Origin of the sequence: Thiohalophilus sp., assembly GCF_034521165.1 — a bacterium.
Taxonomy (GTDB): Bacteria; Pseudomonadota; Gammaproteobacteria; order UBA6429; family Thiohalophilaceae; genus Thiohalophilus.
The window spans coordinates 115619-137605 of the sequence record NZ_JAXHMV010000011.1 but is presented as its reverse complement, the minus strand read 5'-3'; the positions used below and the strand labels follow the sequence as shown (position 1 = coordinate 137605).

Below are 21987 nucleotides of genomic sequence, written 5' to 3'. Positions count from 1 at the left end.
TATTATATCAGTTCAGCTGGATACGCTGGCCAAAGGGCACCGGCGTCTTGCCCTTGACCAGCCAGATCACCGGGAAGCCCGGCTCGGTTTTGGGGAACTGTCCCTCGGCATCGGTAAAGTAGATCAGCAGTTCCGGATAGCGATCCTGGCGCTCGGCCCATTCGAACACCGGCACGAACGAGGTCCCGCCGCCGCCTTTGATCGACACCGGTTTGGTGAATTCATCCCATGGCTCATACACCCAGGGGCCCTCTTCGGCCAGTTCGGAATCACAGGCGACCAGCGTGATGCGGGCGCGCATCTGGCCCTTGATGGCATCGATTTCCGAGATGAACGCCTGGATCTCGCCATCGGAGACGGAGCCGCTGGTGTCGATCGCCACCACGATATCCACCTGCTGACTGCGCAGGCTCGGATACACCGCCGGATCGCCGCGCCGCGGGTTGGGTCGGGTATAACTGTAATCGTCGCGGGCCACGGAACTCATGTAACGCGCCAGCAGCGAACGCCAGGGCAGCTCCGGCTGCAATAAGAAATCCACCAGGCGCGCCATGTCATCGCCCAGCTTGCCGGCCTGCATGGCTGACTGGGCCGCCCCGGCCAGGCGTTGTTTCCACTGGACACTGAGCGCCTCGCGTTCGCTGTGTGACAGTGGCGCGGGCTGTGGGGCCCCTTCGGGCGAGTCGGATTCATCCGGCTCCGGACTCGAACCACCGCCCTTGATTTCGTCTTCGTCGAGCTGCGGGCTCGTCCCGTTGCCGTCGGATTCGCTGTTGCTATCGTCATCCGTGTCACTGTTCCCGCCCTGGCCCTCGTTGGGCTGTGAATCGGGTTCCTGCTCGTCGTTATCGCCACCCTGTTCGCTCGGCTGGTCCTGCGGGGACGAAGGGGTTTCGGTCGGCGGTTCCATGTCACCCTGCGGATCCTCGCCGTCCGCGTCGGACTCGTCGTAAACGTGCTGATCCTGCGGCGTCTCGTTCTCGAAATCATCCAGCATGGGATAGATCTCTTCGGCGGTCATGCCGTCGAACATCGGCTGGTAAAGCGCATTGGGGGGCGGCGTCAAACCGTCCTTGATCAGTAACGGGTTGATCGCAAAGTCACAGGCCAGATCCCAGCGATGGCGCACCCGGTGCTGGCGCCGGGCGAAATGGGACAGCGCGCAGTGCAGCGCCTCATGCGCGAGAACGAACTGGGTCTGGGCCAGACTCAGATCGTTGATGTATTCGGCGTTGTAGTAGAACTTGCGCGCATCAGTGGCCGTGGTCTTGCACCAGGCGGGATCGCCCTTGACCATCGGCAGACGCAAGACCAGCGCGCCGAGAAATGGCTTGTCGATGATCAGCCTGGTCCGCGCGGCGGCCAGCTTGGTGTCCAGATCCTGCTCGCTCATAAACGTCTTGACGATCAGTCTCAGTTATACAGCATTACATCGGCGACTTCGTTGGACCATCGGGCGAATTGTGGCACGCTGAAGAGCTCCTGGCCGATGGCCCGGTGCATGTCGGAGACCAGCATCACGCCCATCTCCTTTTGCGGGAAGGCACTGGCATACTCGATGATGTTGCCATGAACCTGCTGCGCCGTCTCGCTCTCCTTCGCCTTGATCGCCCGGCCGACTAATGAGGCGGCCACCGCGTACTGCAGATCGATCTCTTTGGGCGCCGAGACCGGCTCACCGCGCACGATGGCGTCGATATCCGGCAGCTGATCCAGATTGTTGATAAAGGCGTTCAGCTCGATGCCGGCGGCCGGGCCGACACAGGCCTGCAAGGTCCCCAGGCGAATGTCATTGTGATGTTCGAACTTGTGCAGGGCACGGCTGGCGAACTCCCAGGAACGCGGCGAGGGAAATGCCATCGGGTTGTGGGCCGGATCGAATTCAAACAGCAGTTCGGGGCGAAAACGGACGAAGGCGATGACCCGTTCATCCACACCGTGCTGATAGGCCCAGGCCACCCAGTCGTCCAGGTTGACCTCGAACTCGAAATGCGAAAAACGGTTGGCCAGCGGCGCCGGCATGGTATAGGTGACGCCGCGATCGCCCTGGCGGTTGCCGGCGGCGAAGATCGCCCAGCCATCGGGGATCTCGTATTCCCCCAGACGCCGATCCAGAATCAACTGATAGGCCGCCGCCGAGACACTCGGCGTGGCCGAGGTAATCTCGTCCAGAAACAGAATACCCTGGGGACCGTGACGTTCGGCATCGGGCAAAATCGCCGGCACCGCCCACTCCACCGTCTCGCCGTTGCGAAACGGAATCCCGCGCAGATCGCTGGGTTCCATCTGTGACAGACGAATATCGATCAACGGCACCTGATGTTTTTCCGCGATCTGGGCGATGATCTGCGACTTGCCCACCCCGGGCGGCCCCCAGATCATCACCGGCGTGTGTTGCCCCTCGCGGGCGCTGAGAAATTCCTTATCGAGTACGGATACCAAATGTGCAGGACGCATAAACTTACTACCATCTCAATTAGATACAAACTTAATTAACGCAAAGGACGCAAAGACGCAGAGAACGCAAAGATAAAATAATTTTTAATGTTGAATTTTAACTGTGGGCTTCTCTGTAATTCAAAATTCAACATTACATTAAGTCCTTTGCGTCCTCTGCGTCTTTGCGTTCTCCGCGTTACATTTACAACTCTCTCAGAATCCGGCTTTGGCGTACCATTGTTTGGCCTGTTCGGCGTCCTGCGGGACGCCCTTGCCTTCTTCGTACATCATCGCCAGGGTGGTCATGGAGCCGGCCAGGCCCTGTTCGGCGGCCTTGCGGAACCACTCCACGGCCTGGGCCTCGTCCTTGTCGACGCACTCGCCTTCCAGGTACATGAAGCCCATGCCGTGCTGGGCCAGGGCGTGGCCCTGCTCGGCGGCGGCGCGCATCCATTTGAGCGCCTGTTCGTCGCTGCGCACCACACCCAGTCCGTTCTGATACATGATCGCCACCCGGTGCTGCGCCTCGGCGTCGCCCTTTTCGGCGAACGGCATCAGCATCGGCATGGCGCGCGAGAAGTGCTTGGCCTCGAAGGCCGACATCGCGCTGGAAAATTCCACTTCTTCGGTGCTGTTAAAGTCGGACATGTGCAATGCTCTCCAATCCGGTTCGGTGTACGTGAACCTGCGAGTATATCCTGATTTACTTAACCTAGTCACGTACTGGGTTATTATTCCCTTTGATACCAGGGCCTCCCTCTATGGGGATATACGTGATAAATCAGGGTTTTTGTACACTACTGCCACGCTGGCGTCTGCCGGGTTGTCACTGGCAATCCGGGGTGGCGAAAATGAGCGCGAATCGGCGGAAAAACGGGATTTACGCGCCAGACTCTGGTATATTCCGCGGCCATTGTGCACGGTCAGGCGCAGCGCGCGACAGGGTGTCGCTGATTGAATTTCGCTCTGGCCCTCGACGGTTGAAAGCCCCGTGGGCTGGAAGCTACTACTTGATATTACTGAACTTGCGTTAATCTGCTGAACATAGAGGAGACTCTCATGAACCAAGACTATTATGACACCGTCACCAAAATGGAAGAAATGGGCGTTGACCCCGAGTACATCCAGGGCTGGCAAGGAGGCTACCTGCACAACCCCGGGCGGGAAGAACAGCGGGTGACCGAAGCCTACAGTGCCGGTTTTGAAGACGGCAAGGCCAAGAACACCGATAACTTTTCCAAGTGGGTCAAAAAGTAAGACGCTCTTTGAAAAGTAACAATAAAAAAGCGGGCTTCGGCCCGCTTTTTTTTGTGCCCGGCTTTTTCAGGCGGTGATTCAACGCAAAGACGCAGAGATCATAATTCTGAATGTTGAATTATGAATTTTGAATGGCGAAATCCCGGCTAACTCAGCACTCAGCACTTAGAACTCAACTATGTAAAGAGATTCGGCATTGCCCGGCGCAGGTGTTTGACGATTTCGGGCACTTCGGCGTCGATGATCTGCTGGCCGATCCACTGTTTGTCTTTCTCGTTGAGGATCTCCTTGATGAAGTCGCTGAAGATGCGCTTCATCCCGAAGCTCGGCCCATTTTCGTCGGAGTAGTCACACTCGGCGTATTCGGCCATGCGGTGATTAACCCGATCGATGAATTCCTTGCGATAGTCGCCGCCACCCATGATATCGCGCATGTTGTCTTCATAATGCTTGGCGCATTTGCTCACCAGTTCGGTCATGAACGCCTGGCGCTCGTTCTCGTCGAACTGCTCGTAGGTCATGCGATCGGCCAGGTGGACGCTGAAGGCCAGATACTCGGCGATGATTTCCATCCGGTGCTTCAGGGTGTTGGTTTCGAAATCGGCCTTTTCCAGGTTCAGGACGCCGTTCATGGCGATTTTCCAGATGTTGTAGGCCAGGGCCCCGGCGATCTGATCGAAACTGTGGGTCGCTTCCTTGTTGTGCCAGCGGGTCTTTAAACGCACCATGATTGCCTTACCTTCTGTTGTCGGCGGCGCCTGGGCGCCGGGTTTGCTCAGTAACCGGATGAAGAACCCATTATAACTAATTGATTATTAATGGGTAGCACCATTGATTTCAACGTGCTAATCTGTATACCATAGTATTTTACTAAGTTACTTACCGGAAAAACAAGATTATACTCCGGTTTGACCGATAATGAGGAACGCATTCGATGAGTCGTGAGATGCAACAGCTGCAGGAGACGGTGCAGCGCAACTGCCATATTGCCGATGCCAGTCATGCCGGGGATTACACCCTCTGCATCTATTTGATGAAAATGCGTGAATTCTTCCGCTGGGAAGCCGGCGAGACCTATTCCGCCTCGCTGGATAATAAACAGGTAGGCAGCTGGCTGCGCGAACGGGAAGCCCTGTGGGACAGCCTGCAGACCGAGCACTTCAATCCTATGCAGATTGGCGACGCGCAATATGACCCGTTCGAGTCCGGCCCCATCAATGAAGAGTTACGGGACACCGGGCTGGTCTACAGCGGCGGGCTGGGCGTTAACAACAAACCCCATTTTTTCCTCGCGCGGCTGGAACGTCGTGATCAGTACAACGGTTACAGCCTGTATGTGGCCGACAAGGAGCTGGCCCGGGATCTCACCTCGCCACCCGCCATGGCCCAGGGCAATAACATCTATATCCGCCGCGAATCCCTCAAGCGGATGTTATGGGAGAAGCTGGAAAGCTGGAACTGGAACCAGCCCGACAACGCCATGGGCAAGGCCCTGGCCTATTACGACTTCAAGTCGGATGTCGATCGCGCCCTGGAAGCGATGACCGACAACGAGCTGGAAACCATCCTGCTGCATGAAATCGGCGAGATCCGCGCCGGTGAGCGCCTCGGCCAGAAATGGGAAGAGCTGCTGATCACCCTGCCCTATACCAGGGCCGAACTGATGCTACGGGCGGTACGCGATCATCTGGCCGATGCTATCTCCACCCTGCCCGCGTTGCTGGAAAAGGAGAACGAACCGTCCCTGCATTTTTATTTCGGCAACCTGACCCACATGCGCAAACACCTGTCGCCGTCGCTGATGGACGCCTACCGACACTGGCAGGAAACCGACAACCGCGGCCGGCTGGAGGAACTGGCCGATCGCAACGAGGCGCACTGGTCGCAGCTGACCGACGAAATCCTCAAAATCGAGCCCGATCCCGAACGCCAGTACGTGACAGCCATCCAGGACCTGATCGAAAATAACCGACTCTGAAAGTGATAATGTTTAATTTTGAATGTTGAATGTTGAATGTTGAATGTTGAATTGCGGTTCGCACTTAATTCAGTATTGATTTAACATTCAACATTAAGCATTCAACATTACAAGGTTTGTGATGTCCGCCAAGATGGAATTCACCCCGCCGCCGCTGAAGACGATTCGCGAGCTGCAACCCGGCAGTTTTATTTTCGAGCAGCAAAATGCGCTGTCGGCCGGGCTGTGTCGGGAGATGATTGCGCGCTTCGAACAGCATACCGAGGAGCAGTATCCGGGGCGTATCGGCCAGACGGTGGATGAGAACAGCGGGGTGAAAAAAACCACCGATCTGGTGGTCAGCGGCAAGGAACACTGGAAGGATATCGATCAGGCCCTGTTTCAGTCGCTGAAAACCGCCCTGCTCGAGTTTCGCGAAACTTTTCCCTATTTCAAGGGCCCGTTCAAGGATATGGGCTACGGTCTGCAGCGCTATCAGCCCGGCGAGTATTATCACTGGCATATCGACGGCGGCAGTCACGACTTTGCCATGCGCCAGCTGGTGGCCCTGTGGTATCTGAACGATGTCGACGCCGGCGGCGAAACCGAATTTTTATATCAGAACCTCAAGGTCAAACCCGAAACCGGCAAGCTCGTTCTGTTCCCGCCCTTCTGGACTCATGAACACCGCGCCTGCGTCCTCGAGGAAGGTATCAAGTACATCGCCACCACCTGGGTGGTATTTGCCTGACATCCCTGGCAACCATGCAGATTGTCACACCGCAAACCCCGGCGCAGTTCGACGCCTATTACGAACTACGCTGGCGCACTCTGCGCGCACCGTGGCACCAGCCACGCGGTAGTGAGCGGGACGAACACGAGGCCAACGCCACTCATCGCATGATTATTGATGATGCACAGCAGGTTCGCGCCGTCGGTCGCCTGCATGCCCTCGAGGCCGGGACCGGCCAGTTACGTTATATGGCCGTCGATCCCGATTACCGGGGACAGGGACTGGGAAAACAGATCCTGTCGGCGTTGGAGGAGGCGGCCCGCGCCCAGGGACTGCAACAGCTGATATTGCACGCGCGCGAGCCGGTCGTGGACTTTTATCGCCGCCAGGGTTATGCCTTACTGGACCAGAGTCACACCCTGTTCGGCGAGATCGTCCATTATGAGATGTCTAAAACTCTCGGGCCGTCGTATAAAGACTCACCACCAAGACACGAAGACACGAAGAATCCTTGATAAAATTTTAGCTTTTATCCTTCGTGTCTTGGTGTCTTCGTGGTTAACGGGTTTTGATCTTCCTCGTCCCTCGTAACTCGCCCCTCGGCCCTGTTAGTGCCAGATTGCCGGACACCGCTATCGCTTTGTCCGGCCTACCTGCTGAAGCTTACCACGAAGACACGAAGGATAAGCCCTGAAATTTCAATTAAGGATGCTTCGTGTCTTCGCGTCTTCGTGGTTGCCCGGTTTTGATCTTCCTCGTCCCTCGTAACTCGTCCCTCGGCCCTGTTATTTCCCTCGTCCCTGTCCTTATTCCTTGGCCCAGAACTGTTCCACCAGCGATTCCATGTTTTTGGCCGTTTGCAGTAATACCTGACAGGATTCCTGCATCTGCTGCATGCTGGTGCTGTTGTCGTTGGCCAGATCATTGATATTGACCATGTTGTGGTTGATTTCCTCAATCACACTGGATTGCTCTTCAACCGCCTTGGCGATCTGGCTGTTCATGTCGTTAATCGAGCGCACCGAATCGTCGATCTCGCTCAGGGCCTCGCCCGCCTCGCCGGTCTGTTCGACACTGCGTTCGGTCTCGGCCTGGCTTTTGTCCATGACCTCGACGGCCTGACGGGAACGGCCCTGTAGCTGTTCGATCATGCCCTGGATTTCCTGGGTCGCTTCCTGACTGCGCTGGGCCAGCATGCGCACCTCGTCGGCCACGACGGCAAAGCCGCGCCCCTGCTCTCCGGCCCGGGCCGCTTCGATCGCGGCATTGAGCGCCAGCAGGTTGGTCTGTTCCGCCACGCCGTTAATCATGTCAATGATTTTGCTGATATTATCCGTGTCGCTGCCGAGCGCCCGCACGATCTCGCTGGCATTGTTCAGTTCCTGCGATAAACCGCGGATAGTGACGATGTTTTGCTCCACCACCTCCTTGCCGCGTGTCACCGCGGTTGCCGCCTGACTGGCGGCCTCTTCAGCCTGGCTGGCGCTGCTGGCCACCTCCTGGGAGGAGGCGTTGAGTTCATTGATGGCGGTGGCGATCTGTTCGGTCTCGGCCGATTGCTGCTCCACGGCGCCGGAACTCTGCTGCATGGCGCAGGTCACGTTGCCGGACATATCATGCAGGCGATTGGTGGAATCGGCGATTCGGCCGACCATGCCCACCACTTCCTGTTGCAGGAATTTGAACGCCAGTTGCAGCGCGCCGGCCTCGTCCCGGCGTCCGGTATAGATCGCCTGCATCAGGGGCTTGTCGATAATCTCCCGGGCCTGACGGACTGCCCGGCGCAGCGGTGCGGTTACGAACTGATTAAGCGCGGCCGCGATGATCAGCGCCAGCAGCAGGGACCCCAGCTGCCAGGCCAGTGAGTCGCTCCAGAGCAGGGCCGCCAGCACCGGTAGCAGCGACACACCGCTCACGGCCAGTAATCGACTGCGCAAACCAAAACGCGTGCGGGTCGCCTGGCGCGGCATTTTGCCTTTGCTCAATGCCGCATAATGGCGCTCGGCGCGGCGGACCTGATCGCGCCCGGGTTTGACACGCACGGACTGGTATTCGACCACCTCGCCGTCGCGCGTAATCGGTGTCACGTAGGCATCGACCCAGTAGTGATCGCCGTTTTTGCAGCGGTTTTTCACCAGCCCCATCCAGCGCTGGCCCGATTTGATGGTTTGCCACAAATCCTCGAACGCCGCGGGTGGCATCTCCGGATGGCGTACCATATTGTGGTTTTTTTTCAGCAGCTCCTCGGAAGTGAATCCACTGACGTCACAAAAGTCGGGATTCACATAGGTGATAATGCCTTTTGAATTGGTGGTGGACAGGATATTCAGACTGGCCGGATAATCGCGCTCCTGGCCGGTAATCGGATAGTTCTTTTTCATGACGCCGGGCTCCCCTGTGTCGTGCAAACACGTTGTTTCACTATCGCGCCGAGACCTCGCACCTTCCACACGACGCCGTTGTTATACCTTAGCGTTTATACCACTATAATCTTTAGGTTAATAGACAAAAAGTCATGAGATTTCAAGGAGATGCAATAGAGTGGTTTCGGGGTTTTCCCGGGTCTTACTAAGGGTTTACCCTGATAACAGAGCGAGGGAACAGGAAAAAGAGGGTGGAAAAACCGGATCGGCGGGCGCGCGATCCGGCGAACAATTACATGAAATGGGTTTCGGTCATTTCACCGTTGGTGTCGATCACCACGGTTTCAACATGGGGGGCCTTGCTGAGGATGTAGGCGGCCATCATTTGCGCCATGTTCCGATTGTCCGTCTCCAGGGCGGTAAGCAATTTATCGGCGGCGATCTGACAGCGTTGTTCCGGACCCGGGTTGTCCAGCCAGTCCCGGCCCATCTGCCAACCGTTATCCATGTCGGCATCCATCTTGTCGAACATCGGCCTGGCCTCGTTGAGCATGTTGTCCGGCACTTCCAGCGGAATACTTTGTCCATCCGCCATTACAGTCAGTATCATCGCGTGCTCCTGTTTGCCGGCGCGTCGACCGGCATGAATTTGATACTATTGTAACGAATCCCTTCCACAGAGACACCACGTAATGCTTGTGACAATCCCCGATGTGCTCGATCAACAGCGTCTGGACTATATCCGTTCCGTGCTGGACAACGCCCCGTTTGTCGACGGCAAACTCTCCGCCGGGATGGCGGCCAAACGGGTCAAACAGAACGAGGAGCTGGCCGCCGATGCCCAGCAACTCGAGCAACTGAATAATCTGGTGATGGGGAATCTGGTACAACATCCCCGCTATCAGGCCGCTGCCCTGCCGGCAAAAATCGCCGCGCCCTATTACGCCCGTTATCAACCGGGCATGGCCTATGGCGATCATGTGGACGACGCGATTATGGGACCGGCCCAGGGGCGCTATCGATCGGATGTCTCGGTCACGGTATTTCTCAACCCGCCAGAAGAGTACGAGGGCGGGGAGCTGGTGATTCGCACCAGTTTCGGCAGCCAGTCGATCAAACTGCCGGCCGGAGAGGCCGTGGTCTACCCCTCCTCCAGCCTGCATCATGTGGCCGAAGTCACCCGCGGCAGCCGACTGGTGGCCGTCTCCTGGGCCCAGAGCATGATCCGCGACCCCGCCCGGCGCGAACTGCTGTACGGCCTCAACCAGGCCCGCGAGAGCCTGCTGCAACAGCGCCCCGACGACGACGAAACCCGACAGGTGGATATCGCCTATTCAAACCTGTTTCGCATGTGGGCCGAGATCTAGTAGTCAGCTCGGTGGAAGGAACGCAAAGGACGCCAAGACGCAAAGGGCGCAAAGAAAGAAAACATTTGAGCGATTAGCGGGTACCTACAGAAAGCGGGGGTGACCGGTACAACACCTGCACATAATTCGAATAGGGGCTTGATAAGTTCAGACTTTGCGAACTTTGCGCCTCCGCGCAACGTACAGGGAAGTACTAGTGTCGCGGGAGTCAGGACGACGGGAGCGACCCTTTGCGTTATTTACAGTGAACTTTAACAGTGGCACAAGTCTAGAGTTCAAATGAAAAACGGGGCGCAAGGCCCCGTTTTTATTAGCTATTTCGCGTTAAGGCGATTAGCTGAAGGCCTTGGAACCCACGGTCTTGTGGGCTTCTTCCAGCACTTCCATAGCCAGATCGCGGTACTGCTGACGGTAGCCGTCCAGCGGGTGGCCGGATTCCGGCGCATAGTAATCCCTGGGCTCAACGCCATGGGTCTGTTCGTATTCCATGAATTGCTTCTGCATTTCGATCAATTTGGCGATTTTTTCTGCCTTCGAGCTCATAGCGGGTACCTCGCTCTCTTCTATATAAATAGTCGGGTCTGAATTCGTGGTTATGGCTCAATGTAGCAGGCCGAACCTGCCGCGCCTATATCACTTTTGGTCTATGCCGGAATTAATACCCGCCCTTGCGGCGGCTTTCCGGCAGACCGGCAACCTTGCCACCCTGCTTGGAGGGCATTTTCGGAAACAGCGAGAAAGTGTCCTTCTGACCGATTTTGGCACCCCACTTTTCGCCCATCGCCTTGAGGATGGTCCGCTCGTTGGGCTGGCTACCGGCGTTATTGATATATTCATCCCGCAGGTAATGGATGATATCCCAATGCTTGTCGGTCAGTTCGCCGAGGCCTTCCTCGTTGGCGATGGTCTGGGCCAGCTCCTCGTTCCAGTCGTTATGATCGAGCAGGTAGCCATTTTCGTTGGTCTCAATGGTCTTGCCGTTCAGTTCGTAAGCCATTTTTACTTGTCCCCTGTAATATCAAGTCAGTATCAATAAACCGTATCGAAAATTACAATTGCCGAATATTAAAGGGCGCTTATTAAACCAAAAAAAGCGTGCAGGGTGAATACTTTTCGTGAATTTTCGACCAGATTGGCCGCGATTCAGACCGCCTTGATGCCTTTTTGCGGCACCAACAGGCCACAACCCAGCTTGCGGTGCGGTCCCAGCCCGGTTTCCTGCAGGCGCACCGAATCCTCCGGCCTGAGATCGGCCAGCATCAGGCCGCGGGTATGCAGCGGGCCGTCGGGCGTGCGGATATCGCGCTCGATACTGGCCATCATTTTCTTGACCTGGACATCCAGCTCACGCAGCTCCTCGGCAACCCGGGCCAGAAAGTCGTCCTCGCTCAATCCCGGTTCGGTGGCCACATTACGGGCAAACAGGGTCGGCAAATCACTTAACGGGCGGGTTTTGGCCTCCCCCACCGTCAGGCTGTAGCCGTCGATCTCGAGGGTTTGTCCGGATAACTGCAGGGCGTCATCGACCCGTTCGCGCGGGACGCGCAGGGTCATCTTCTGCCGACGGGAGAGATAAATCGGCGCCTCGGGATCCTCCGGCCGTTGCCAGCCATTGCCACTTTCCGCGCCATAAATCGGATGCACGCCGACCTGCTCCTCGTCGTACAGCCAGGGCAGCGCGTCATGCAGGGCTTGCGACAGGGAATAGGCGTGCTCGGCCGGCAGACAGGGGCAGTCCTTCACGGCAAAGACCACATCCAGCACATTCTCCGGGATGACAAATTGTTCCTGTTCGTCGTTTTCTTCACTCCAGAACACGTCTTACACCTCGCGTCTCATTCAGGTCCGGGCGGTAAATACCGCTTCCAGACGTTCTTCCCAGTTTTCCGGGGTATCCTGGAACGGCGGCTTCACGTCCATCCGGAAAAACATTTCCCCTTCCCGGGCTTTTTCCACGATCACTTTTTCAAGCTGTTCAAAACTTTCCAGATCGTGGTTCTGCAGTAACACTTCACTTAACCAGAGCATAATCCTGTCCTGTTGCGGTGAATTTATTGGTCTCTCGCCAAGGCGCAGAGAACGCAAAGTAATACCTTTTATCCCTTGCTTTCCGTTGCGAGCTCCGCGCCTCTGCGAGAGCAAGTATTCTCATGTCTCGCTGATGCGATCATAATAGCGCGCCCGGTACAGCAACCGTGGCTGCGCCGGATCGTCGTCGAAGCCGCTGCGGCTGTGCAGCACATTGTTACACACCACACCTTCTCCCGGGGCCAGGCGATAGCGGACGATATACGGCGAATCGCTGGCCAGAAATTCACGTAAACAGGCGACCGCCTCACGGGTCAGACTGTCGGCTTTCCACTCGATGTTGCGCTGGCGGTGGGTATAGCGCATATGCAAGGCCCCGGTTGGTCCGTCGATGGAAAATACCGGCCCGCTTACCGCACCGCGAATCTCGACCCCCTGCTCCACATTGGGCGGAATGGTCATCGCATCGGCCGCCATCAGAGCCGAGATATAGGCGGGATCGGTATCTCTCAAGTGGATATAGGCCATTTCATGGTCCAGCAGGGCATTCTCGCCGCCGCTGGCGGCCGGGCGCACGCAATGCAGCAGCATGGCCCGAATCATTTGATCGCCCTTATTATAGTATCCATCCGTATGCCAGCTCAGCGGCAGGTTGCTATAGGGGATATAGCCCCGCTGGCGCCCGTCGGGGATCACCTGCAGGGCGGTAATACTGTCCTCGTCGGCGCACAGGTTCCCGTCCAGGCGTTCGAGTCCCAGCTGTCGCCCCAGCGCCCGGACCGCCTCGCGGTCGGTCGCCGGATCGGCCTGATAGATCGCCATATTGCAGCGGCGCACCTGCTCGCGCAGGTTGCGCTGTTCGCGCTCGCTCAGGCTGGCGGGATCGGCCAGCGGCACGCGCAATGACGCGGCACCGGCCGGATAGTTGGCCAGACGCTGATCCCGCCACTGCCGATAGGCGCGATCGTTGTTCAGGTCAAAGGCGGCAACCGCCGCGGCCCTGTTTTTTATCGGTGCATTAATGATTTGCATTCTGGTCATTCATCAGTAGAATACGCCCACATTTTACGGGGCATCCCCGACTCTTTTAGTCAGGTATTGTTCGCCGGCAAATCGGTGAGCCTCTTATATATAGTGACGCTTTCGCGGAATCGGGAGGTCACGGCGCGGACCATCAAACAGATTAGAGCATACCGCGCCAGACAGACGAATACCCAGCTGGTAATACGCCCCAAGCGGCAAACCGGCCGGTTTTATCAGGGAGTGAGTGACGTTTGTGTATCGGGTGGACGAGAGCCCCTACATGTAGTGGCCCGGTGGTATACCCCATTAGGGATAACCCGGGGGCCCCAATTCACCCCATCAGTATGATACTCGTCACAAAAGTTGCGGCATAGACTTCGGGCAACTTGTAAAAGATGTGTTTAATCCCACGGCTTGGTGGGGTTTAAAGGTAAAACGTACAACGGCTTATTTGGGTAACCCCTTAAGGAGAACACCATGGCTGCAAAGAAACTATATGACACTCCGATGCTGGATGAGCTGGAAAAAGGCCCCTGGCCCAGCTTTATTTCCGGTTTTAAGCGTCTGCGCGACGATCATCCCGACGAACGAATCAATGAAATGGCCAGTTCCCTGCTGGGGCAGCTGGAGCACTCTTACGAAACTCGCAAGGGTTACTGGAAAGGCGGTACGGTTTCCGTATTCGGTTATGGCGGCGGTATCATTCCGCGCTTCTCCGAAGTTGGCGACGCCTTCCCCGCTTCTCGCGAATTCCACACCCTGCGCGTTCAGCCGCCGGCAGGTAACTACTACACCACTGACATGCTGAACCAGCTCGGCGACAGCTGGGAAAAACACGGTTCAGGCCTGGTCACCTTCCACGGTCAGACCGGTAACATCATGTTCATCGGCACCAACACCGCCGGTACCCAGCACTTCTTCGACGAAATCAACGAATACGGCTGGGACCTCGGTGGTGCCGGTCCGTGCGTACGTACCGCCATGTCCTGTGTCGGTTCCGCGCGTTGCGAACAGTCCTGCGCCAACGAGCACGGTATTCAGCGCTGGCTGGTCAACAACTTCACCGACGACGTGCATCGTCCGGCCCTGCCCTACAAGTTCAAGTTCAAGGTCTCCGGCTGCCCGAACGATTGCGTGAACGCCATCGAGCGTGCTGACTTTCGCCATCATCGGTACCTGGCGCGACGATATGAAAGTCGACCAGGAAGAAGTCAAGAACTTCGTCAAGGCCAAGGGTCGTGAATACGTGATCGACAACGTCATCACCCGTTGCCCGACCCAGGCACTGAGCCTGAAAGACGACGACACGCTGGAAGTGGACAACCACAACTGCGTACGCTGCATGCACTGCCTGAACGTCATGAACAAGGCGCTGTCTCCCGGCGACGACCGCGGTATCACCCTGCTGATCGGTGGTAAGCGTACGCTGAAGATCGGTGACCTGATGGGTACCGTTATCGTTCCGTTCATGAAGCTGGAAACCGAAGAAGATTACGAGCGCCTGGTGGAAATCGCCGAGGAAACCATCGACTTCTTCGCCGAGAACGCGCTGGAACATGAGCGTACCGGTGAAATGATCGAACGTATCGGCCTGGTGAACTTCCTGGAAGGCGTCGGCATCGACGTTGATCCGCACATGGTCAACAACCCGCGTCAGTCTTCTTATGTACGGACTGATGGCTGGGACGAGGAAGCCGAAAAATGGTTTGCCCGCAAAGCTGAAGAAGCTTCCGCGTAAACCATCAAGGTTGACAGATTAAGTAAGATTAACTCAATCAGGAGAGAATGATGGCATACGAAGACATGCGTCAACCTATTGAATCTGGTTGCCCCGACGGCTTCCAGTACATGCATCCGGTAATGCGCAAAAACTTCGGCCTGTGGAAATTCCACGAACACCCGAAACCGGGTGTTCTGCGCCACGTCGCCCACAGCGGTGATGAAATCTGGACCGTCAAGGCCGGTACCCAGCGTATTCTGGACGTCTACTCACTGCGCAAGCTGACTGAAATCGGCGAGAAGTTTGGTGATGGCTATGTTCGGTTTACCATTCGTTCCAACATCGAATACATGGTTTCCGATGCGGCCAAGGTTGATCCGTTGATCACTGCCCTGACCGACGCCGGCTTTATCGTTGGCGGTACCGGTAACTCGGTATCGATGATTTCGCACACCCAGGGCTGGTTGCACTGCGACATCCCGGGTACCGACGCCTCTGGCGTGGTCAAGGCGATGATGGATGAGCTGGTCGACGAGTTCAAGAACTGCAACATGCCCAACCGGGTGCATATGACGACGTCCTGCTGCCAGATCAACTGTGGCGGCCAGGGTGATATCGCCATCAACGTTCAGCACACCAAGCCGCCGCGCATCAACCACGACCTGGTTGCCAATGTGTGCGAACGTCCCTCGGTTGTTGCCCGTTGCCCGGTTGCCGCGATTCGTCCGGCCATGGTTAACGGCAAGGCTTCTTTGGAAGTGGACGAGAAGAAATGCATCTGCTGTGGTGCCTGCTTCCCGCCCTGCCCGCCGATGCAGATCAACGATCCGGAACACACCAAGCTGGCTATCTGGGTGGGTGGTAACCACTCCAACGCCCGTAGCAAGCCGACCTTCCAGAAGCTGGTTGCCTCCGGTATTCCGAATAATCCGCCGCGTTGGCCTGAAGCAACCGCCATCGTCAAGCGCATTCTCAAGGAATACAAGGAAGGAGCGAAAGACTGGGAGCGTATCAACGACTGGATCGAGCGTATCGGTTGGCCGCGTTTCTTTGAAGTAACCGGTCTGCCGTTCACCAAGTATCACATCGATAACTGGCGTGGTGCCCGCAGCAGTCTGAACGCTTCAACCCACATCCGCTTCTAAACCAGGGGGACGTTAATCAGATGAAGTTTGTTATTCAGGTTAACGAAGGCCCTTACAATCATGAAGCTTCTACGTCGGCCCTGAACTTTGTCAGGGCCGCGCTGGATGCGGGTCATGAGGTCTTTCGTGTATTTTTCTATCATGATGGCGTAAATAACGGTACGCGTTACACCACTCCACCGCAGGATGATCTGAACATCGTGAAGACCTGGTCTGAACTGGCCAGCAAACACGATATGGATCTGGTGGTTTGCGTTGCCGCCGCGCAGCGTCGTGGTATTGTTGACGAAGGCGAACAGGAGCGAAACGGTAAGGACGGCAATAACATTGCCCCCGGTTTTCGTATCTCCGGTCTGGGACAGCTGATCGAAGGCTGTGTCCAGGCGGATCGTCTGATGGTATTTGGTGACTGATTAGGGGTGCCTCTTATGTCTGATATTAAGAATTTTTTATATCTGAACCGCCGGGCGCCCTACGGTACGGTCTATGCCTGGGAATCCCTGGAAGTCGTACTGATCGGTGCCGCATTCGAACAGGACGTTTCACTGGCATTCATTGATGATGGTGTTTACCAGATCATGAAAGGTCAGGATACCTCCGAGCTCGGCATCAAGAATTTCTCGCCGACCTACTCGGCCCTGGGCGATTATGACGTTCAGAAAATTTATGTCGAAAAAGAATCTCTCGACGCACGCGGTCTGAGCGTCGACGATTTGCTCGATCTGAAATATGAAGACGAAGACGACGACTGGGCGGAAAAAGACTCCATCAAGGTCGTCTCTGCCGAGGAACTCGCCAAGATTATTGACGGTTCCGACGTCGTTTTGAGCTTCTAAGTATTAGGTGGGAAAAATGCCGATTATACACACTGTAAATAAATCACCTTATGAGCGTAACTCTCTCGATAGCGCTATAAGTCACGCTCTCAAGGGTAGCTCCGTTATTATGTATGAAGACGGGGTTTATGGTGCGATGAAGGGTACAGCACATGCTGACAAGGTATCAGGCGCGATGAAAGATATTTCTTTCTATGTTCTGGGCCCTGATCTTAAAGCCCGAGGCATCGACGAAAGCAAGCTGATCGACGGCGTCAAGGTTGTCGACTACAGCGGTTTCGTTCAGCTGACTGTCGATAACGACAAAGTCAGCGCATGGACTTAATGAGTAAATCCACACACAGTATCTTACTGAGGAGATAAACGATGGGTACTATCAACGTAGGCGGCAAAGAGCTGGAAGTCGACGAAGAAGGTTATCTGACAAACCTCGCAGAATGGACTCCGGAAGTTGCAGAGTATATGGCCAAAGACGAAGGCCAGGACCTGAATGAAAACCATTGGGAAGTCATCAACTTCCTGCGCGAATACTATGAAGAGTATCAGATCGCGCCGGCAGTTCGTGTACTGACCAAGGCTATCGGCAAGAAACTGGGCAAGGAAAAAGGTAACAGCAAGTACCTGTACGAACTGTTCCCCTATGGCCCCGGCAAGCAGGCATGTAAATATGCCGGTCTGCCCAAGCCGACTGGCTGCGTCTGAACACCGACGCTGCGGGATTCGAGGGGAGTGTTACTCCCCTCCTTTCCACCTAAATATGATCTAAACCGATAATTACAACGAGTTAACGTAGAGGGAACAGTAGCATGTCGGCGCTGTCCGTGACTTACGCAATTTTATTTTATGCGGCAACCTTGCTGCTGGTTGTTGGTTTGGTGCGCAAGATTGCCTTGTACGCACGTACGCCGGCACCATTAAAGATTCCCACGACACCGGCTCCCGTGAGTCGCTCCGGTGTTGTAATGCGAATGGTACACGAAGTAGTACTGTTCACCAGCCTGTTCAAGGCGACCAAATGGACCTGGCTGTTTGGCTGGTTGTTCCATCTGGGCCTGTTACTCGTATTGCTGCGACATCTGCGGTATTTCCAGGCGGACACCTGGTTCTGGGTTGATCTGATTCAACCGTTTGGTAAATACGCCTCTTTTGCCATGATCATCGGCCTGCTCGGCCTGTTTGCCCGGCGGATTTTCGTCGATCGGGTGCGTTACATTTCCTCACCCTCCGACTATCTTATGCTGTTACTGCTGATTGCCATCGGCGTCAGCGGCATGATGATGACCTTTGTCGCGCATACCGACATTGTCATGGTTAAAGCCTTTTTCCTTGGCCTGTTGCGCTTCACGATCGAACCGCTGCCAGGTGACGCATTTTTACTGGTTCATCTGACACTGGTCGCCCTGCTGATGATCATCTTCCCCATCAGCAAGCTGCTGCACGCACCGGGTGTGTTCTTCAGCCCGAGCCGCAACCAGGTCGACAACCCGCGGGAAAAACGCCATCTGGCACCGTGGGCCGCCGAACTCGAAAAGTAAATACACTGGAAAGTCGCTAGAGGATTATTAACGTGGCAGACTTCGACACACCGGAATTGCACGAATACCCGCTCATCCCCAAGCTCAAAGAAGGGGTAATGGCGCATAGCAAGCCCTATGTGGCCAAGCCTCAGTTTCAGGAAGCCCTGGGTTTCCCCGGCGAGCTGGTCGACAACTGGGAAGAAAAGGCGCTGGAAAAACTCGATGACCTGCGCGGTCGTTATCGCTCGCTGCAGGTTTATCTCGATTCCTGCGTCAAATGCGGCGCCTGTACCGACAAGTGCCACTACTACCTGGGTACCAGCGATCCGAAGAACATGCCGGTGGCCCGTCAGGATCTGTTGCGTCAGGTCTATCGCCGCTATCGCACCTTTGCCGGGAAATATTTCCCCAAGCTGGTCGGCGCGAAGGATCTGACCAGGGACGTCCTCGACGACTGGTACAGCTACTTCCATCAGTGCTCCCAGTGCCGACGTTGTTCCGTGTACTGCCCCTACGGCATCGACACTGCCGAAATCTCCATGGCCGCCCGCGAAATCATGGACAGCATCGGTGTCGGGCAGAAATACTGCAACGAAATTATCGGCAAGGCCGGGACAATCGGTAACAACCTGGGGCTGCCCGAACCGGCCCTGGCCGATACCCTGGAAGGTCTTGAAGAAGAAGTCGAGGAAGATACCGGTGTCCCGGTCAAGTTCCCGCTGGATCAAAAAGGCGCGGAAATCCTGCTGGTCACCCCGTCCGCCGACTTCTTCGCCGAGCCGCATGTGGATGGCCTGATCGGTTACGCCAAGGTCTTCCATGAAGCCGGGGTGAGCTGGACGATGAGTTCCTACGCGTCCGAGGCCGCCAACTTTGGCATGTTCATCGGCAGTTACGAAAACATGCGTGACCTTTCCATGCGGGTTCGCAAGGCCGCGCTGGATCTTGGCGTCAAGCGTATTGTATTCGGCGAATGCGGCCATGCCTGGCGTGTTGCCTACAGCTTCCTGAACACGCTGGCCGGTCCGTTCGATTTTCTGGATCCCAATTATCCGGTACCGCAGCACATCTGCGAATTCACCTATGATCTGATCCAGAAGAACAAACTGAAATTCGACAAGTCCGAAAACGATCACATGACGCTCACCTTCCACGATTCCTGTAACGTGGCACGTGCCTCGCGCATGGGTGACAAGCCCGGTGGTCAGTTCGATATTCCCCGCGCGATCATTCGGGCGGTCTGTAACAATTACGTCGACATGCCCGCCGACTACATCAAGGAAGCGACTTTCTGCTGCGGTGGCGGTGGCGGTCTGTTGACCGACGATCTCATGGAGTTGCGCGTCAAAGGCGCCCAGCCCCGCATGGAAGCTTACAAACGCGTCGTGGACGATAACGGCGTAACCAACGTGGCGGCGATTTGCGCGATTTGCAAAAGCCAGTTTACCAAGGTCCTACCCTACTACGGGTTCGGTATGACTGACATTGTCAGCGTCCATCAGCTGGTCAGCGAGGCACTCATTTTAAGTGATGCCCCGAGTGACGAAGAAGATGAAGCAACTGAAACTGAATCAGAAGCTTAAACTTTTACGATTTGACGGTATTAACCGACATCGCATAGGAGAACAGGCATGGCTACTTCCCAAGACGACATGAACACCAAACTAACCTTCCGTCTATACAAGGACGGTGAAACTAATGAGGACTGGGCTTCCTGGTCGGATAAGATCTTCAACGAGGACACTTCCCACAAGTGCCCGACCTACGTCCATCGTACCCCGCCATGCCAGGGTAGCTGCCCGTCCGGTGAGGACATTCGTGGCTGGCTGGATATCGTTCGTGGTATCGAAAATCCGCCCGAAGGCATGGATTGGGAAGAATATGCGTTCCGCCGTTCCACCGACGCCAACCCGTTCCCCTCCGTGATGGGCCGTGTCTGTCCCGCGCCTTGCCAGGACGGTTGCAACCGTAACGAAGTGGAAGACTATGTCGGCATCAATGCGGTAGAGCAGTTCATTGGTGATACCGCGCTGTCCAACAAGTACAAATTCGAAGCCGCCAAAGAGGATAATGGCAAGAAAATCGCCATCGTTGGCGGCGGCCCCGCCGGCCTGGCCGCGGCTTTCCAGCTGCGCCGCAAGGGCTATGGCGCCACCATTTTTGAGAACCACGCCACACTCGGCGGGATGATGAAATACGGCATCCCCGGTTATCGTACGCCGCGTGACGTACTGGACGGTGAAATCAATCGTATTCTCGACATGGGTGTCGAAGTCAAACTCAACACCTGGGTTGGCAAGGACATCACCGTTGATCAGCTGGAAAAAGACTACGATGCCATTCTCTGGGCCGTGGGTACCTGGACAGGCCGCAAGCTGCCGATCCCCGGTGCCGACAAGGCCCAGAACGTACTGACCGGTGTCGACTTCCTGGAAGCCTACAACGACGGTCGTCTGCAACTGGTTTCTGAAAAAGTCGTGGTCGTCGGTGGTGGTGATACCTCCATCGACGTGGCCTCCGTTGCCCGTCGTCTGGGTCACATCACTGAAATTAACGAAAGTGACCGTCCGGAAAACATTGTTCTGGGCCATACGGCGCACGATGTCGCCTCTTCCGCCACCCGTCAGGGCGCGCAGGTTATGCTGCTGTCCCGTTCACCGGTCAAGGACATGGCTGCCGCCGAGCACGAAGTCAACGATGCCCTGCGTGAAGGTGTCGATATTGTCGACCGTGTTAACCCGATGGAAGTGATTCACGATGACAAGGGCCGTGCCAGAGCACTGCGTGTACAAAAACTGGAAGATGACGGCAAGACCCCGATCGAAGGTTCCGAATACGATATCGAGCTGGACCTGCTGGTTTCGGCCATCGGTCAGGGCGGCAAGCTGGAAGGCTTTGAAGATCTGGGCAACGATCATGGCTTCATCGATGCCGACCAGCATTACCAGGTGCCGGGCAAGCCGGGGCACTTCGTTGCCGGCGATATCGTTCGCCCGCACCTGCTGACCACCGCCATCGGTCAGGCCTCGATTGCCGTCGAAAGTATCGACCACTATCTGAAGGCCGAGAACCTGGGCAAACGTCCCAAGGTCGACAAGCATCACTTCAACCTGCTGAACAAGCTGCGTGAAACCGGTCTGGAACCCAAAGATTATACCCATGAATCTGAATGGGGCACCGCCGCCGCGGAATGGGCCGTGCATAACTATGAAGACCGCTCGGCACATGAAATTATCCCCGCGGATGAGCTGTTCCTCGGCCACTTCAACTACACACCGCGGCTCAAGCGCCATGAAGATGTACCCTCCGCCGATGATGTACTGGGTCACTTCCAGGAGCGCATGAAAGGCCTGTCGACTGAACAGGCCCGTGAGGAAGCCGATCGCTGCATGAGCTGCGGTATGTGCTTCGAGTGTGATAACTGTGTTATCTACTGCCCGCAGGATGCGGTTTATCGTGTGCCGAAAAACCAGCATACCATGGGCCGTTATGTTGCCACCGATTACGCACGTTGTATCGGTTGCCACATCTGCGCCGATGTTTGCCCGACCGGCTACATCGACATGGCAATGGGTGAATAATAACGAATAGAGGTAGTAACG

At 56.1% G+C, this 21987-nt stretch carries 24 protein-coding genes and 1 pseudogene; 14 read left to right on the top strand and 11 right to left on the bottom strand.

From position 1 onward, the window contains the following. Window positions 1-7: 7 nt before the first annotated feature. The 3 genes from U5K34_RS10915 to U5K34_RS10905 form a co-directional block, all read right to left on the bottom strand. Window positions 8-1393, bottom strand: a complete 1386-nt coding sequence (locus U5K34_RS10915) for a DUF2201 family putative metallopeptidase (RefSeq protein WP_322568420.1) — start codon at window positions 1391-1393, stop codon at window positions 8-10. Window positions 1394-1413: 20 nt separating this feature from the next. Continuing rightward, window positions 1414-2457, bottom strand: coding sequence for an AAA family ATPase (locus U5K34_RS10910; RefSeq protein WP_322568419.1), 1044 nt, complete (start codon window positions 2455-2457; stop codon window positions 1414-1416). A gap of 195 nt (window positions 2458-2652) precedes the next feature. Continuing rightward, a complete protein-coding gene (locus U5K34_RS10905; RefSeq protein WP_322568418.1) occupies window positions 2653-3087 on the bottom strand; it encodes a tetratricopeptide repeat protein in 435 nt (144 codons plus the stop codon). 411 nt (window positions 3088-3498) lie between these two features. Between U5K34_RS10905 and U5K34_RS10900 the strand changes: the two genes are divergently transcribed. After that, window positions 3499-3696 carry an Alvin_2107 family globule sulfur oxidation protein gene (locus U5K34_RS10900; RefSeq protein WP_322568417.1) on the top strand — a complete coding sequence of 66 codons (198 nt, stop codon included), beginning with the start codon at window positions 3499-3501 and terminating at the stop codon, window positions 3694-3696. Between the two features lie 176 nt (window positions 3697-3872). Here the strand turns inward: U5K34_RS10900 and U5K34_RS10895 are convergent, their stop codons facing one another. Further along, on the bottom strand, window positions 3873-4424 hold the full coding sequence (locus U5K34_RS10895; RefSeq protein ID WP_322568416.1) for a hypothetical protein: 552 nt from the start codon (window positions 4422-4424) through the stop codon (window positions 3873-3875). Between the two features lie 206 nt (window positions 4425-4630). On the opposite strand from U5K34_RS10895, the gene U5K34_RS10890 reads away from it, so the two are divergent. From U5K34_RS10890 to U5K34_RS10880, 3 genes are all read left to right on the top strand, one after another. Then, window positions 4631-5674, top strand: a complete 1044-nt coding sequence (locus tag U5K34_RS10890) for an Sfum_1244 family protein (RefSeq protein ID WP_322568415.1) — start codon at window positions 4631-4633, stop codon at window positions 5672-5674. Window positions 5675-5795: 121 nt separating this feature from the next. Beyond that, window positions 5796-6404, top strand: coding sequence for a 2OG-Fe(II) oxygenase (locus U5K34_RS10885; RefSeq protein WP_322568414.1), 609 nt, complete (start codon window positions 5796-5798; stop codon window positions 6402-6404). A 14-nt stretch (window positions 6405-6418) separates the two neighbouring features. Beyond that, the gene (locus U5K34_RS10880) at window positions 6419-6901 is read left to right on the top strand and encodes a GNAT family N-acetyltransferase (protein WP_322568413.1); all 483 of its coding nucleotides are present in this window, start codon (window positions 6419-6421) and stop codon (window positions 6899-6901) included. 291 nt (window positions 6902-7192) lie between these two features. Here U5K34_RS10880 and U5K34_RS10875 read toward each other — a convergent pair whose 3' ends face one another. Continuing rightward, window positions 7193-8767, bottom strand: a complete 1575-nt coding sequence (locus U5K34_RS10875) for a PAS domain-containing methyl-accepting chemotaxis protein (protein WP_322568412.1) — start codon at window positions 8765-8767, stop codon at window positions 7193-7195. A gap of 274 nt (window positions 8768-9041) precedes the next feature. Continuing rightward, window positions 9042-9359 carry a hypothetical protein gene (locus tag U5K34_RS10870; RefSeq protein WP_322568411.1) on the bottom strand — a complete coding sequence of 106 codons (318 nt, stop codon included), beginning with the start codon at window positions 9357-9359 and terminating at the stop codon, window positions 9042-9044. Window positions 9360-9441: 82 nt separating this feature from the next. Between U5K34_RS10870 and U5K34_RS10865 the strand changes: the two genes are divergently transcribed. Further along, window positions 9442-10116 carry a Fe2+-dependent dioxygenase gene (locus U5K34_RS10865; RefSeq protein WP_322568410.1) on the top strand — a complete coding sequence of 225 codons (675 nt, stop codon included), beginning with the start codon at window positions 9442-9444 and terminating at the stop codon, window positions 10114-10116. A 333-nt stretch (window positions 10117-10449) separates the two neighbouring features. Here U5K34_RS10865 and U5K34_RS10860 read toward each other — a convergent pair whose 3' ends face one another. From U5K34_RS10860 to U5K34_RS10840, 5 genes are all read right to left on the bottom strand, one after another. Beyond that, window positions 10450-10659, bottom strand: coding sequence for a hypothetical protein (locus U5K34_RS10860; RefSeq protein WP_322568409.1), 210 nt, complete (start codon window positions 10657-10659; stop codon window positions 10450-10452). A gap of 112 nt (window positions 10660-10771) precedes the next feature. Continuing rightward, entirely contained in the window at window positions 10772-11113 is a 342-nt protein-coding gene (locus U5K34_RS10855) for a TusE/DsrC/DsvC family sulfur relay protein (protein WP_322568408.1), read from the bottom strand. 146 nt (window positions 11114-11259) lie between these two features. Then, the gene (gene cas6, locus U5K34_RS10850; RefSeq protein WP_322568407.1) at window positions 11260-11934 is read right to left on the bottom strand and encodes a type I-MYXAN CRISPR-associated protein Cas6/Cmx6; all 675 of its coding nucleotides are present in this window, start codon (window positions 11932-11934) and stop codon (window positions 11260-11262) included. Window positions 11935-11955: 21 nt separating this feature from the next. Beyond that, window positions 11956-12144 carry a hypothetical protein gene (locus U5K34_RS10845; RefSeq protein ID WP_322568406.1) on the bottom strand — a complete coding sequence of 63 codons (189 nt, stop codon included), beginning with the start codon at window positions 12142-12144 and terminating at the stop codon, window positions 11956-11958. Between the two features lie 120 nt (window positions 12145-12264). After that, window positions 12265-13176 carry a TauD/TfdA family dioxygenase gene (locus U5K34_RS10840; protein WP_322568405.1) on the bottom strand — a complete coding sequence of 304 codons (912 nt, stop codon included), beginning with the start codon at window positions 13174-13176 and terminating at the stop codon, window positions 12265-12267. A 468-nt stretch (window positions 13177-13644) separates the two neighbouring features. Between U5K34_RS10840 and dsrA the strand changes: the two are divergent. From dsrA to U5K34_RS10790, 9 genes and pseudogenes are all read left to right on the top strand, one after another. Continuing rightward, window positions 13645-14905 (top strand): annotated as a pseudogene (gene dsrA / locus U5K34_RS16190) (dissimilatory-type sulfite reductase subunit alpha). Window positions 14906-14955: 50 nt separating this feature from the next. Further along, complete coding sequence (gene dsrB, locus U5K34_RS10825; RefSeq protein WP_416224086.1) at window positions 14956-16032, top strand: dissimilatory-type sulfite reductase subunit beta; 1077 nt, start codon at window positions 14956-14958, stop codon at window positions 16030-16032. A gap of 20 nt (window positions 16033-16052) precedes the next feature. Continuing rightward, window positions 16053-16445 (top strand): sulfurtransferase complex subunit TusD, encoded by a 393-nt coding sequence (tusD, locus tag U5K34_RS10820; protein ID WP_322568401.1) that lies wholly within the window; start codon window positions 16053-16055, stop codon window positions 16443-16445. A gap of 15 nt (window positions 16446-16460) precedes the next feature. Continuing rightward, entirely contained in the window at window positions 16461-16868 is a 408-nt protein-coding gene (gene tusC / locus U5K34_RS10815; RefSeq protein ID WP_322568400.1) for a sulfurtransferase complex subunit TusC, read from the top strand. A gap of 16 nt (window positions 16869-16884) precedes the next feature. Then, window positions 16885-17193 (top strand): sulfurtransferase complex subunit TusB, encoded by a 309-nt coding sequence (tusB, locus tag U5K34_RS10810; RefSeq protein WP_322568399.1) that lies wholly within the window; start codon window positions 16885-16887, stop codon window positions 17191-17193. Between the two features lie 41 nt (window positions 17194-17234). Further along, window positions 17235-17570: a TusE/DsrC/DsvC family sulfur relay protein gene (locus U5K34_RS10805; RefSeq protein WP_322568398.1), complete on the top strand. Its 336-nt coding sequence runs from the start codon at window positions 17235-17237 to the stop codon at window positions 17568-17570. A gap of 104 nt (window positions 17571-17674) precedes the next feature. Continuing rightward, complete coding sequence (locus U5K34_RS10800) at window positions 17675-18403, top strand: respiratory nitrate reductase subunit gamma (RefSeq protein WP_416224078.1); 729 nt, start codon at window positions 17675-17677, stop codon at window positions 18401-18403. Between the two features lie 26 nt (window positions 18404-18429). Then, complete coding sequence (gene dsrK, locus U5K34_RS10795) at window positions 18430-19968, top strand: sulfate reduction electron transfer complex DsrMKJOP subunit DsrK (protein ID WP_416224085.1); 1539 nt, start codon at window positions 18430-18432, stop codon at window positions 19966-19968. A 48-nt stretch (window positions 19969-20016) separates the two neighbouring features. Next, complete coding sequence (locus U5K34_RS10790) at window positions 20017-21966, top strand: NAD(P)-binding protein (RefSeq protein WP_322568395.1); 1950 nt, start codon at window positions 20017-20019, stop codon at window positions 21964-21966. Window positions 21967-21987: the final 21 nt, after the last annotated feature.